This is a genomic window from Knoellia locipacati, from assembly GCF_007992835.1.
Taxonomy (GTDB): domain Bacteria; phylum Actinomycetota; class Actinomycetes; order Actinomycetales; family Dermatophilaceae; genus Knoellia; species Knoellia locipacati.
Map to the genome: position 1 here is coordinate 188,572 of NZ_BKBA01000002.1, position 13,602 is coordinate 202,173.

Consider the following 13,602-nt stretch of genomic DNA (forward strand, 5'->3'; position numbering starts at 1 on the left):
CGGCCCCGGGGTCGGGGTTTAGGTCCTCCGTGTCAGCGTCATTGAATCCTCAACTATTCCTGAGGGGGTCCGACCCGCGAGACCGGTTGCGGCGATGGTGGCCGACCCGACGACCCGCGTGCCGTCGTAGAGCACGACCGACTGGCCCGGCGCCACCCCCCGCAGCCGCGAGTCGAGCCGCACGTGGACGACCTCGGGGTCGCTCTCGTCGACCCGCGCCCACGCGGGCACCTCCTCGCCGTGGGCCCGCACCTGCGCGCCGACCCTGATTTCGTCGACGGGTGCGGCACCGCACCAGCGGGCGTGGTCGGCCCTGAGCAGGTCGACCCCCAGAAGGTCCGCGGTGCCGATGAGCACACGGTTGGTGGGTGCGTCGACCCCGACGACGTAGCGCGGGTCGCCGTCCTGGGCCGAGCGGTCGAGCCCGAGCCCGCGCCGCTGGCCGACGGTGAAGCCGTACGAACCCCGGTGCGACCCGACGACCTCCCCGCTCGTGGCGTCGACGATCTCGCCGGGCCGCTCCCCCAGCCGGGAGGTCAGCCAGCCGCGGGTGTCACCGTCGGGGATGAAGCAGATGTCGTAGGAGTCGGGCTTCTTGGCGATGGAGAACCCGCGGGCGGCGGCCTCCTCGCGGATGCGCGGCTTCGTCGTGTCGCCGAGCGGGAAGAACGCGCGCGACAGCTGCTCGGCGTCGAGCACCCCGAGCACGTAGGACTGGTCCTTGTCGGGGTCCACGGCACGGTGCAGCTCGCGCACCGTGGCGCCCCCGGACCCGACGCGCTCGACGACCTGCGCGTAGTGACCCGTGGCGACGGCGTCGAACCCGAGGGCGACGGCCCGGTCGAGCAGCGCCGTGAACTTGATCGACTCGTTGCAGCGCAGGCACGGGTTGGGGGTGCGTCCCGCGGCGTACTCCGCGACGAAGTCGTCCATGACGTCACGCTGGAAGCGCTCCGCCATGTCCCAGACGTAGAACGGGATTCCGAGCCGGTCGGCGACGCGGCGGGCGTCGCCGGCGTCCTCGATCGTGCAGCACCCGCGGGACGACTCGCGCAGGGTCGCCGCCGAGCGCGACAAAGCCAGGTGCACGCCGACGACATCGTGGCCGGCGTCGAGCATCCGAGCCGCGGCAACGGCGGAGTCGACCCCACCGCTCATGGCCGCGACGACGCGCATCAGGCTGCCCCGCTCGCGCGGCGGGCCCGCTCCACGACACCGGGCAGGGCGGAGAGGAAGGCCTCGACGTCGGCGCCGGTCGAGGTGTGGCCGAGCGAGAGACGCAGCGCGCCCCGGGCCTCGACCTCGGGGTAGCCCATCGCGAGGAGCACGTGGCTGGGCTGGGGCACACCGGCCTGGCAGGCGGACCCCGTGGAGCACTCGACACCGGCAGCGTCGAGCAGGTAGAGCAGCGAGTCGCCCTCGCACCCCGGGACGAGCAGGTGCGCGTTGCCGGGCAGGCGGCTGGTCGCGTCCCCCGCCGTCCAGCACCCGCTCACCGTGATGCCGAGGTCCAGCCCCAGAGCGCCCTCGATGAGGGAGTCGCGCAGCGCGGTCAGCCGGGCGGCGGCGGACTCGCGCTCGGCGACCGCCTCGGTGAGGGCCACGGCAAACGCCCGTATGCCGGCCGCGTCCAGCGTGCCCGAGCGCACCTGGCGCTCCTGGCCGCCGCCGTGCGCCAGCGGCACGAGCTTGGCGTCGCGCCGGGCCACGAGCGCACCCACGCCGACCGGCCCCCCGACCTTGTGCGCCGACACGGTCATGAGGTCGGCGCCACTGGCGGCGAAGTCCACGGCGAGCTGTCCGACCGCCTGCACGGCGTCGGTGTGGAAGGGCACGCCCGCCTCGCGGGCGGCGGCGGCGAGGTCGGCCACCGGCTGCACCGTGCCCACCTCGTTGTTGGCCCACATGACACTGACGAGCGCGACGTCGTCGGCGCCACCCGACGCGAGGACGCCACGCAGGTCCTCGACGGAGACGTGGCCGCAGCGGTCCGGCTCGAGCCAGGTGACCTCGGCCCCCTGACGCCGCACGAGGTGCTGGACCGGGTCGAGGACGGCGTGGTGCTCGATCCCGCTCGCCACGAGACGGGAGGCGCCCACGGACCGCAGGCGGGCGGCATACGTGCCCTTGACCGCGAGGTTGTCGGCCTCGGTGCCGCCGGAGGTGAAGACGACCTCGGACGGACGGGCGCCGAGCGCGTCGGCGATCTGCTCGCGCGACTCCTCGACGACGGCGCGGGCGGCGCGGCCGGAGGTGTGCAGGGAGGAGGCGTTCCCACCGCGACGGGCCTGCTCGGTCCAGGCCTCGCGCGCCGACTCCCGCATGGGAGTGGTCGCGGCATGGTCCAAGTACGCGCTCACCAGCCGATTCTACGTTCCTGCCCCCTGAACGACTTATTGCCCGTTCGGGCGGCTCCCAGCACAGGCGCGTGGTGCCGACAACGCGCCCGAACGGGCAATAAGTCGTTGTTGTGCGGGGGTGGGTCAGCCCTTCGCCTTCTTGACGGCCTCGGTCGCCTGCGGCAGGACGGTGAAGAGATCACCGACGACACCGAAGTCGACGAGCTCGAAGATCGGGGCCTCCTCGTCCTTGTTGACCGCGATGATCGTCTTGGACGTCTGCATGCCGGCGCGGTGCTGGATCGCACCGGAGATGCCCGCCGCGACGTAGAGCTGCGGCGAGACCTGCTTGCCGGTCTGGCCGACCTGGTTGCTGTGCGGGTACCAGCCGGCGTCGACGGCGGCGCGCGAGGCGCCCACGGCGGCACCGAGGCTGTCGGCGAACTGCTCGACCGGGCCGAAGTCGCCGCCGGTGCCACGACCACCGGACACGACGATCGCCGCCTCGGTGAGCTCGGGACGGCCGGTGGCCTCCTTCGGCTTGGACTCGACGATCCGGACCGCCTTGGCGGCGTCGGAGAGCGTGACGTCGACCTTCTCGACCTCGCCGGCGGCCGGGGCGGGCTCGATGGCGACCGAGTTGGGCTTGACCGCGACGATGGCGGTGGCCGTGGTGACCGTCGACTTCACGGTGTAGGAGCCGGCGAAGACCGACTGCGTCGTCTCGACGCCCTCGCCACCGGCGGTGACGTCGACGGCGTCGGTGATGACACCGGACTCGGTGCGGATCGCGAGACGGGCGGCGATCTCCTTGCCGGCGGCGTTGCTCGGGATGAGCACGGCCAGCGGGGAGGTCTTCTCGACGAGCGCCGCGAGGATCTCGGTCTGCGGCGCGACGAGGTACTCGAGCGCGTCCGGGTCGTCGTAGACGTAGACCTTGTGGGCGCCGTACTTCGCGAGGGTCACCTGGGCGGTCTCGGCGTTGGGGCCGATGTAGACCGCGGAGGGCTCCCCGAGACGACGGGCGATGGTCAGCAGCTCGGCGGTCGCCTTGCGGATCTTGCCGCCGGCGTGGTCGACGAGGACGAGAACTTCAGCCATGGGTGCGTACTCCTCAGAGGAACTTCTGGGCGGACAGGAACTCGGCGAGCTTGGTGCCACCGTCGCCCTCGTCGGTGACGAGCTGGCCCTGCTCACGCGGCGGGCGCTTGGCGAACGAGGTCACCTTGGTCCACGCGGCATCCAGACCCACGCGGCCGGCGTCGACGCCGAGGTCGGCGAGCGACCAGGTCTCGACCGGCTTCTTCTTGGCGGCCATGATCCCCTTGAACGAGGGGTAGCGCGGCTCGTTGATCTGGTCGGTGACCGAGACCAGGGCCGGCAGCGTCGACTCGATCGTCTCGGAGGCGGCGTCGCCGTCGCGGCGGATCGAGACCTTGTCGCCGTGGAGGGTGAGCTCGGAGGCGTAGGTGACCTGCGGGAGGCCGAGGCGCTCGGCGAGCATCGCCGGGACGACCCCCATGACACCGTCGGTGGACGACATGCCGGTGATGACGAGGTCGGGGGTGCCGTCGCCGGCCGCCTTCTTGACCGCCTCGGCGAGGATGAGCGAGGTGGCCGCGGCGTCGGAGCCGTGGATCGCCTCGTCGCTCACGTGGACCGCCTTGTGGGCACCCATCTGGAGGGCCTTCTTGACCGCGTTGACGGCCTGCTCCGGTCCGACGGTGACGACGGTGACCTCGCCCTCGCCGGCCTCGGCGATCTTGAGCGCCTCCTCGACGGCGTACTCGTCGAGCTCGGACAGCAGTCCCTCGACGCCTTCGCGGTCGGTGGTGTTGTCGGCCTCGTTGAAGGAGCGGTCGGACTGTGCGTCGGGCACGTACTTGACGCAGACGACGATGTTCATGCGTGCCTCGTCCTCATCTCTGGGGTGGGGTCTTGCCTTGTGGTCAGGTCCACGCACGAGCGTATGCCGGGTGCTCGCCCTGTGGAGAATCCTCCGGGCGTGATGGTGGGCACAGATCGTCGGGTCCCCTCACCCACACCGCGTCCCCGGTGAGGGACGATCGACTCAACACCCCCCACACACCACACACGCACGCACCCCGAGGCGCCCGGAGGAGAGCTGGTGATCACCGTCCTGCTGCTCGATCTCGACGGCGTCCTGCGCCTCTGGGACCCCGCGCTCAACAGCTCGGTGGAGAAGGCGTACGGGCTTCCCGAGGGTGCCCTGGCGGCGGCGGCCGCAGCCTCCGAACGGTTCGAGCTCGCGCTCACCGGTGCGCTGGACGACCGCGCGTGGCGCGACTCCCTCACCGAGGACATCGTCCGCGCCCACGGCGAAGGGTGCCGAAACGCGGTCGAGGAGTGGATGACGCCGCCGGGCAGCGTCGACACCGACGTCCTCGAGGTCGTGCGTCGCGCCCGCTCGAGCATGCGCGTCATGCTGCTCACCAACGCCACGACGCGGCTCGTCGACGACCTCGACGCCCTCGGGCTCACCGACGAGGTCGACGGTGCGGTGAGCAGCGCCGACCTCGGGCTGGCCAAGCCCGACCCGGACGTCTTCAGCCTCATGGCGCTGCGGCACCAGCTGATGTTCAGCGAGATCGCCTACGTCGACCCGTCCGCCACCAACATCGCCGTCGCCGAGATCCTCGGCATCCGGTCGCACCACTACGCGGATGCCGAGGGTCTCGGCGAGTTCGTCGACGGGCTCGTCGAGCCCGCGGTCCGGATCTGACCGGTCAGGCGCCCTCGAACGTCGCCTTGCCCGGGCCCTTGTCGAGGAACGAGCGCATGCCGGTGTCGCGGTCCTTGGTGGCGAAGACCGACGAGAAGAGCAGCCGCTCGATCTCGAGCCCGCTCTGCAGGTCGACCTCGAGACCGGAGTCGATGGCCTCCTTGGCCGCGCGGATCGCGTAGGCCGGCCCACCGGCATACCGGCTCATCATCTCCTTGGCGGCCGTGAGGACGCCCTCGGAACCCGGCTCGCCCGGGTCGACGACGGCGTCGACGAGGCCGATCGCGAGCGCCTCGTCGGCGTCGACGAACCTGCCGGTGAAGATGAGGTCCTTGGCCCTACCCGGGCCGATGAGGCGAGCCAGGCGCTGCGTGCCGCCGGCGCCCGGGATGACGCCGAGCAGGACCTCGGGCTGCCCGAGCTTGGCGTTGCTCGCGGCGATCCGGAAGTCGCACGCCAGCGTCACCTCGCAGCCGCCACCGAGGGCGTAGCCGGTGATCGCCGCCACGGTGGGCTTCGGGATGCGCGCGAGCGCGCGGGTGAAGTCCTGGAAGAGGTGCGAGTGGTCGACCATGTCGGTGTAGGACCAGCTCGCCATCTGCTTGATGTCGACACCCGCGGCGAAGACCTTCTCACCGCCGTAGACGATGACGGCGAAGACGTCCTTGCGGTCGGTGGCCTCGGCCGCGGCCGCGATGAGGCCGTGCTGGACCTCGTCGTTGAGGGCGTTCATCGGCGGCCGGTCGAGCCGGATGACGCCGATGCCGTCCTCGACCTCGAGGCGCACGACCTCGGACATCAGCTGCCCTGGCCCGGCGTGGAGCCGTTGGCGTCGGCGCCCGGCTCGCCCTGCTGGCCCGGCTCCCCCTGCGGGGTCGCACCGGGCTCGAGGCCCAGCGCGCGCTCGTGCCACAGCTGGACGCCGGACAGGATGATCGAGGTGCTCACCTGGACGAGGGTCGCGACGTCGGCGCCCTCGACGACGAGGTGCTCGCTCGTGACGACGAGGGTGTTGTTGGCGACGCCGGTCTTGACGCAGTTGAGCGAGAGGTTGACCTCGTTGCACGTCGCCGAGACCTTGTCGGCGTCGCTCGCGACCTCGTCGGGAAGCGTCCACTGGCCGAAGACGCGCATGACGGGCAGGTCACCCTCGGTGACCCGCACGAAGATCGTCTGCTCGTTGGCCTGGAAGGCCACGTCGCCGTCGGTGTCGAGGTTGGGCTGCGCCCCGGCGTCGACGAGGACGTCGAGGACGCGACCGCGCAGCGGGTGCTCGTTCGCCGGCGGCGGGAAGTTCGGGAGGGAGGTGGGATCACTCATGAGTCCACCTTGTCATGACGCGCCGACGGCGCGCACGCGAGGAGGTCACCGTGCGCCGGGTCGCGGGCCCCCTTCAATAGGCTGCCCGCATGACGCCCGTGACGTCCGCCGCCGCCGCGCCCTCCCTGCGCGTGGCCCCGGACCTGCCCCCCGCCCCCGGTGTCACCGTCGTCGAGGGCGGCGTCGAGGTGAGCGTCTACGCCGGCCACGCGACCTCGGTCGAGCTGTGCCTGTTCGACACCGGCGACGACGCGGGCACGAGCGAGCGGCGGGTGCCTCTCGTCGACCACGCCTTCGGCTGGTGGTTCGGCTTCGTCCCCGACGTCGGCGTGGGCCAGCGCTACGGGTTCCGGGTCGGCGGCGACTGGGACCCCGAGCAGGGCATGCGGCACAACCCGGCCCAGCTCCTCATGGACCCCTACGCCCGCGCGATCGAGGGCGAGGTCCGCTGGGGACCCTCCGTCTTCGGCCACGTCGTCGACGAGGGCACCTGGCGCGGGGACGGCCTGACCCCGTCGGTCAGCGACTCGGCGCCCGACATGCCGCGCTCGGTCGTCATCGACCCCTCGTTCGACTGGGGAGACGACGCTCCCCCGGCCGTGACACGCAGCGAGTCGGTGATCTACGAGACCCACGTCCGCAACCTCACCAAGACCCTCGCGGGCGTGCCCGAGGAGCTGCGTGGCACCTACGCCGGGATGGCGCACCCCGCCACGGTCGAGTACCTCACGGCCCTCGGCGTGACGGCCGTCGAGCTGCTCCCGATCCACGCGTTCGCCTCCGAGCCCTTCCTCGTCCAGAAGGGGCTGGCCAACCACTGGGGCTACAACACGCTCGGCTTCTTCGCGCCGCACGCGCCCTACGCCGCGGCGAGCGACCCCCAGGGCGCCGTCGACGAGTTCAAGGGGATGGTCAAGCTCCTGCACGCGGCCGGGCTCGAGGTCCTCCTCGACGTCGTCTACAACCACACGGCCGAGGCCGACGGCACCGGCGCGACCCTGTCGTTCCGCGGCCTGGACAACCGCGCCTACTACCGGCTCGACGAGCGCGGCCGCGACATCGACGTCACGGGCACCGGCAACACCCTCGACCTCCGGCACCCGGTGATGTGCCGGCTGGCGCTGGACTCGCTGCGCTACTGGGTCAACGAGTGCCACGTCGACGGCTTCCGGTTCGACCTCGCGGTGGCGCTGGGCCGTGGCCGCACCGACGAGTTCGACCCCGACCACCCCTTCCTCGTCGGGATGCGCACCGACCCCGTGCTCTCGCGCACCAAGCTCATCGTCGAGCCCTGGGACGTCGGTCTCCACGGCTGGCGCACCGGCCAGTTCCCGCCGCCGTTCTCCGAGTGGAACGACCGGTTCCGTGACTCCGTGCGCGACTTCTGGCTCGGGGACCACCGACCGTCGGTGCCGGGCCACGTGCCGCACGGCGTCCAGGACCTCGCCACCCGTCTGGCCGGCTCGCGCGACCTCTTCGGCACGCGCGACCGGGGGCCCACCGCGTCGGTGAACTTCGTCGCCGCCCACGACGGCTTCACGCTCGCCGACCTCACGGCATACGACGAGAAGCACAACGAGGACAACGGCGAGGACAACAACGACGGCTCCAACGGCAACCGGTCGTGGAACCACGGTGTCGAGGGGCCGACGGACGACGAGGAGGTGCTCGCGCTGCGGCGGAGGTCGATGCGCAACCTGCTCGGCACGCTGCTGCTCTCGTCGGGCATCCCCATGATCAACGCCGGCGACGAGCTCGGTCGCAGCCAGGGCGGCAACAACAACCCCTACAACCAGGACAACCCGACGACGTGGTTCGACTGGGACCTCGAGCCGTGGCAGGAGGACCTGCTCGCCACGACCCGCCACCTCACCGCGATCCGCCGCGAGCACCCCGCCCTGCGCCAGCGCACCTGGGCCGAGGGCAAGGAGGTCCACGAGGACGGCTCGATCGACCTCGCCTGGTACGCCGCCGACGGCTCGCCCATGAGGGACTGGTCGGCGCCGGACCAGCGGACCCTCCAGATGCTCGTCAACGGCGCGTGGCTCGGCCACGAGTCGGTGCTCGTCGTCCTGCACGGTGGACGCGCGGAGCAGCAGGTGTCGCTTCCGGAGGCGCCGGGGCTGTGGGGCTACCGGCTGCTCTGGGACAGTGTCTGGGACCGCCCCGAGCACACCGAGGCCACGCGGGTCGGCGAGGAGATCACCATGGCAGCGCTGAGCATGCGCGCGTATGCCGTGACCGACCCGACCTGAGCCGCCTCCCGCGGCGCTGTGGACAACTCCACGGAGGCTTGGGCCGAACTCCCTAGCCTGCCCGGATGGGGAACTCGATCGAGCTCGACCTCACCGTCCTCGTGCCGTCGCGTCGTCACGTCGGGGTGGACCTGCGGGTCACGGCGCCACCGGGCACGACCTTCGCCGACGTCCTGCCCCTGCTGGGCGAGGCGGTGGGCGCGGCGCCGACACGCGTCACCTGCCACGGTGCCCTCGTCGACGCCGGAGCCGTCGTCGGGATGCCACCGCTGGTGCACGGTGCGACGCTCGTGCTCGACGAGGCGCCCCGTCCGGCCGCCGGCCCCACCGGGCCGGTCGACCTCGTGGTCGTGGCCGGGCCCGACGCCGGGCGGCGCCAGGCGGTGCCGCCCGAGGGGCTCGTCGTCGGCAGGTCGGCCGGCCTCGGGCTGAGCCTCGACGACGAGCGGCTGAGCCGCCGACATGCGCGGGTCGTCCCTGACGACACCGGTTTTCGCGTCACCGACCTCGCCTCGACCAACGGGACCCGCTGTGGGACGAGCGTGGTCGAGGACGACTCCTGCGTGCTGACGGGCGGCGAGACCATCGAGATCGGCTCCTCACTGCTCCGGCTGCAGCGCTCCGGTGGCACCGCCGTGCTGACGCACCCGCGCGGCGACGGCCGGGTCACGGTCAACCGTGCACCCCGGACCCTGCCGCCCGAGCCCGCCATGACCGTGGCCGCCCCCACCCCTCCGACGCCACCTCGCCGGACGCGCGTCCCATGGCTCGCCGCCGCCCTCCCGCTGCCGTTCGCCGGCGTCCTCGCCCTCGTGTTCGGGGTGCAGATGCTCGCGTTCGCCCTGCTGTCACCGCTCATGCTCGTGGGCAACGTGCTCGCCGAGCGCCTCGGCGGCCGGCGCGAGCACGCCCGCGAGGTCGCCGCACACGAGCTCGACCTCGAGCAGCGTCGGGCTGAGCTCGACGCCCTCTGCGCGACCGAGCGCGACCGACGCTGGCGCGCGGTGCCCGATGCCGCCACCGTCCTCGCCACCGCCTGCGGGCCAGGGGCGCGGCTCTGGGAGCGACGTCGCACCGCCCCGGACTTCGGTCGGGTGCGGATCGGCGTCGGCGAGCTGGCCGCGCGCGCCGGCTGGGCACCGGCCGGCGGCGCCCCCGTCGAGCACCCGCTGCTGCCCGGCCTGCCGGTGGAGGTCGACCTCACCGCCGTGGGCGGGCTCGGCGTCGCGGGCGCCACGGACGACGTCGAGGCGGTCGTCCGTCACGTCGTCGGACAGGTCGCGACGCTGCACTCCCCACGCGACGTCCGGCTCGTCGTGCACTCTGGCGGGGCCGAATGCCCGCTGTCGTGGGCGAGGTGGCTGCCGCACACCACGGCATACGGCGATGGCGAGACGTGTCTCGACGTCCTTCGCGAGGTCGTCGCCGGCCGCGAGGACGACCGGGAGCGCGGACGGTCCGGGACTCCGCCGCTCGTCGTGGTCGTGCTGGCCGAGGTGGAGGGTGCACCGGCTACGGGCGAGCTGCTCGACCTCCTCGAGCGTGGTCGCGAGCTCGGGGTGGTGGGACTCGTGGGCGCCCGTCGGGCGAGCGCCCTGCCCGGGTCCTGCCACGCCGTCGTCGGCCTCGGTCAGGGCGCCGTTGACGGCACGGCGCGGCTCGACGTCGACGGCTCCGAACCGGTCGCGACCTTCACCGCTGACCTCGTCGGCTGGTGGTGGGGTGATCGCCTCGGCCGCGCGCTCGCGCCGCTGGTCGATGCCGCGAGCGGTGGCGAGGCGGTGCCCGGCTCGGTCGACCTCCTCGAGCTCGTGCCCTGGCTCGGGCCGGGTGCGACGGCGGTCTCGGTGGGCGCCCCACCCGCGGAGTCGGTCGTGGGGTCCGTCGTGGGTCACTGGCGGGCCGGGACCGGACGGCCCCTCGCCCGGCTGGGACGCCTCGCCGGGCAGCCGTGGGCCGTCGACCTCGCTGCCGACGGCCCGCACCTCCTCGTCGGCGGCACCACGGGGTCGGGCAAGTCCGAGCTGCTGCGCACCCTCGTGGCCTCGCTCGCCCTCGAGTGCTCGCCCGAGGACGTGTCGTTCGTGCTCGTCGACTACAAGGGCGGCTCGGCCTTCGGCGACTGCGCGAGGCTCCCCCACACCGTGGGGCTCGTGACCAACCTCGACGACGGGCTCGCCCGGCGCGCGCTGGTGAGCCTCGGCGCCGAGATCGACCGTCGCGAGAGCCTGCTCGCGACCTCGGGCGCACGCGACTTCGACGACCACCGACGGCGCGGGGGCGCCCTTCCGAGGCTCGTCCTCGTCATCGACGAGTTCCGGATGCTCGCCGAGGAGCTTCCTGACTTCGTCGACGGGATGGTGTCGCTCGCGGCCGTCGGCCGCTCGCTCGGCCTCCACCTCGTCCTCGCGACGCAGCGCCCCGCCGGCGCCGTCACGGCCGACATCTCGGCCAACGTCAACCTCCGCATCGCCATGCGGGTGCGCGACGTCGCCGACTCCACCGACGTCATCGGCGCGCCCGAAGCCGCCCGCATCTCCCCCGACCGGCCCGGTCGCGGGTTCGCGCGAGGCGGCGACGGCGACCTCGTCGAGTTCCAGGCTGCCCGGGTCGGCGGTCCGTCCACGTCACCCGGGATGCGCCTCGAGGTGCTCGACGCCCTGGGCCGGCCAAGGTCCTCACTCCTGGCTGCACGGTCGGCGGCGTCGGTGACGACGCCTCCGGACGAGGGCTTGGCGTCCTTGGCCTCCCTGCTGCGGGCGGCGGCGAGGTCGGGCCAGGTCGCCGAGCCGCACCGCCCGTGGCTCCCGGCGCTCGGTGAGCACCTGGACGTCGACGAGGTGGGTGTCGAGGGCGTCGCTCTGGTCGACCTCCCGGCCGCGCAGCGTCAGGAGGTCCTGCTCCACCGCGGCCAGGGACACTGGCTGCTCGCGGGTGGACCACGGTCGGGGCGGACCACCGCGCTGCGGACGGTCATCGCCTCGCACGTCGCGACGCCCGGGTCACCCACCCAGGTCCACGTCATCGACACGAGCGGCGAGCTCGCCGACCTCGAGGCACTGCCCCACGTGGGCGCCGTCGTCGGCGCCCGGGACGTCTCCCGGGTGCGGCGGCTGCTGCACCGGCTGCGCGACCGCGCGCGCGACGACGGGGATCCCGCATCACCGGTGTTGCTGGTCGTCGACGGCTGGGAGCGTCTCGACCTCGACGGCGACCTCACCGCGGGCGGCCTTCGCGACGAGGTGCTCGGCCTGCTGCAGGCCGGCGACCCCTCACTGCGTGCCGTCGTCAGCGGGGACCGTTCCGTCCTGACGAGCAGGCTGGGCCCGGTCGCCGCCGAGACCTTCCTCCTCCCGCTCGCGGACCCCGCAGACGCCGCGTATGCCGGCCTCTCCCGACGCGACCTGCCCTCCAGCACGGCTCCGGGACGGGCGGTGCGGCTGCGGGACCGCGCCGAGGTCCAGTTCGCCCGGCGAGACCCCCTCTCCGAGGCGGCGGTGCGGGATGCTGCCTTCCCCCTCCCCCTCGAGGTGCCGCGACTTCCCGCGCGAGTGGCGTACGACGCGATCGTCCCGACCACAGACGCGGCGCCGACGGTGGTGCCGGCGCCAGCTCCGAGGGCATCAGCGGGCACCTCGGGTGGGGCGGGGCCCCCGGGCGAACGGCTTGCCCTGGGTCTGTCCGCCGAGACCGGGTCGATCGCCTTCCTCGACCCGGCGCGCCATGGCCGACGGCTGCTCGTGGCCGGCCACGCGGGCTCCGGCCGCTCGAGCACCTTGGCCACGATCGGGGTGTCCGCCATGCTGGCCGGACGCCCGGTGGCCGTCGTCGAGGGCAGGAGCGGCTCGGTGACCGGGGCCATCCGGTCGGCCACCGGTGCCGGGACCGGTGTCGGGTCCGGACCCGTCGCCGACGGTCGTCTCCCTCACGACGAGATCGCCCGTGGCGCCCGCACTCCCCACCCGGCCCGTGGGGACGACCCGGTCCGGGTGGACCCCTGGGACGTCGACGCGCTCGTCGCGGCCAGACGCCGGTCCCCCGACCTCGTGGTCCTGGTCGACGACGCCGACCGCCTCGACGGCGCACCCGTCGAGGCTGCCCTGCTGGAGCTCACGGCACTGCTCGACCGCGACGGCGGCCTCGTCGTGGTCGCGTCGACGGTGGCGGCGGTCACCGCGCAGTTCCGCGGCTTGCTTCCGTGCGTGGCGCGCGCCCAGACCGGGATGCTGCTGGCGCCCCGCACCCCCGGGGACGGCGAGGCCTTCGGGATCAGGGCGCCGCGCGGCGTCTCACCGGTGCCGGGACGGGCCCTGCTCGTGAGCGGACGCGTCGCCGAGGAGGTGCAGGTCGCCCTGCTCCCGGACGAGCCCCCGCAGTCGTGCGGTGAGGGAACGGCGGCGGAACGTGGGCGAGCCACCGTTCGTTGCGCGTGATGAACGCCGCGACGACCCGGACATCACTGCAGATTCAGCGCCGCTGGGTCTGTTCCAAATTGGGTTGCGGGGTCTAGACTGACACTTCGGACGTCTGCGTGTTGACGTCCTTCAGGTTTGCAAGGGCGCAACCTCACGTTGGCCCCTGCTCCACCCCTGCTTGCGGCCAGCCCCATTGAACTCCACGGACAAGGAGCACCACCCATGGATTGGCGCGACCGCGCTGCCTGCCTCGATGAGGATCCCGAGCTGTTCTTCCCCATCGGGAACACCGGCCCGGCGATCATGCAGATCGAGGAGGCCAAGGCTGTCTGCCGCCGCTGCGAGGTCGTCGACACCTGCCTCAAGTGGGCCCTGGAGTCCGGACAGGACGCCGGCGTCTGGGGCGGGCTCTCGGAGGACGAGCGTCGCGCACTCAAGCGTCGCAACGCCCGCGCTCGCCGCGCCGGCTGACACACAGCCACGGAACTGACGGCCCCGCCCGACAAGGCGGGGCCGTTCTCGTTGTCGTC

The 13,602-nt window shown here is 73.0% G+C and carries 10 protein-coding genes; 4 read left to right on the forward strand and 6 right to left on the reverse strand.

The window, feature by feature from the left end; genetic code table 11:
- Positions 1-18: 18 nt before the first annotated feature.
- The 4 genes from mnmA to KLO01_RS01350 all read right to left on the reverse strand — a co-directional run bounded on the left by mnmA (position 19) and on the right by KLO01_RS01350 (position 4,245).
- Positions 19-1,176, reverse strand: a complete 1,158-nt coding sequence (gene mnmA, locus KLO01_RS01335) for a tRNA 2-thiouridine(34) synthase MnmA (protein ID WP_147061742.1) — start codon at positions 1,174-1,176, stop codon at positions 19-21.
- Positions 1,176-2,360 carry a cysteine desulfurase family protein gene (locus tag KLO01_RS01340; RefSeq protein WP_147061743.1) on the reverse strand — a complete coding sequence of 395 codons (1,185 nt, stop codon included), beginning with the start codon at positions 2,358-2,360 and terminating at the stop codon, positions 1,176-1,178. The genes mnmA and KLO01_RS01340 overlap by 1 nt, the downstream gene beginning before the upstream one ends.
- A gap of 123 nt (positions 2,361-2,483) precedes the next feature.
- Positions 2,484-3,440: an electron transfer flavoprotein subunit alpha/FixB family protein gene (locus KLO01_RS01345; protein ID WP_147061744.1), complete on the reverse strand. Its 957-nt coding sequence runs from the start codon at positions 3,438-3,440 to the stop codon at positions 2,484-2,486.
- A gap of 13 nt (positions 3,441-3,453) precedes the next feature.
- Positions 3,454-4,245, reverse strand: coding sequence for an electron transfer flavoprotein subunit beta/FixA family protein (locus KLO01_RS01350; RefSeq protein ID WP_147061745.1), 792 nt, complete (start codon positions 4,243-4,245; stop codon positions 3,454-3,456).
- Positions 4,246-4,467: 222 nt separating this feature from the next.
- Between KLO01_RS01350 and KLO01_RS01355 the strand changes: the two genes are divergently transcribed.
- Positions 4,468-5,082 carry an HAD family hydrolase gene (locus KLO01_RS01355; protein WP_147061746.1) on the forward strand — a complete coding sequence of 205 codons (615 nt, stop codon included), beginning with the start codon at positions 4,468-4,470 and terminating at the stop codon, positions 5,080-5,082.
- Between the two features lie 4 nt (positions 5,083-5,086).
- On the opposite strand, the gene KLO01_RS01360 is transcribed toward KLO01_RS01355, so the two are convergent.
- Together KLO01_RS01360 and KLO01_RS01365 are read right to left on the reverse strand one after the other, a co-directional pair.
- Positions 5,087-5,881, reverse strand: coding sequence for an enoyl-CoA hydratase/isomerase family protein (locus tag KLO01_RS01360; protein WP_147061747.1), 795 nt, complete (start codon positions 5,879-5,881; stop codon positions 5,087-5,089).
- Positions 5,881-6,402, reverse strand: a complete 522-nt coding sequence (locus tag KLO01_RS01365; RefSeq protein ID WP_147061748.1) for a T3SS (YopN, CesT) and YbjN peptide-binding chaperone 1 — start codon at positions 6,400-6,402, stop codon at positions 5,881-5,883. Before KLO01_RS01365 ends, KLO01_RS01360 begins: the two co-directional genes overlap by 1 nt.
- 89 nt (positions 6,403-6,491) lie before the next feature.
- Here KLO01_RS01365 and glgX point away from each other — a divergent pair, with 89 nt between their 5' ends.
- The 3 genes from glgX to KLO01_RS01380 all read left to right on the forward strand — a co-directional run bounded on the left by glgX (position 6,492) and on the right by KLO01_RS01380 (position 13,543).
- Positions 6,492-8,657, forward strand: coding sequence for a glycogen debranching protein GlgX (glgX, locus tag KLO01_RS01370; RefSeq protein ID WP_147061749.1), 2,166 nt, complete (start codon positions 6,492-6,494; stop codon positions 8,655-8,657).
- Between the two features lie 65 nt (positions 8,658-8,722).
- Positions 8,723-13,090, forward strand: coding sequence for an FtsK/SpoIIIE domain-containing protein (locus KLO01_RS01375; RefSeq protein WP_147061750.1), 4,368 nt, complete (start codon positions 8,723-8,725; stop codon positions 13,088-13,090).
- Between the two features lie 204 nt (positions 13,091-13,294).
- Positions 13,295-13,543 carry a WhiB family transcriptional regulator gene (locus KLO01_RS01380; protein ID WP_035905910.1) on the forward strand — a complete coding sequence of 83 codons (249 nt, stop codon included), beginning with the start codon at positions 13,295-13,297 and terminating at the stop codon, positions 13,541-13,543.
- Positions 13,544-13,602: the final 59 nt, after the last annotated feature.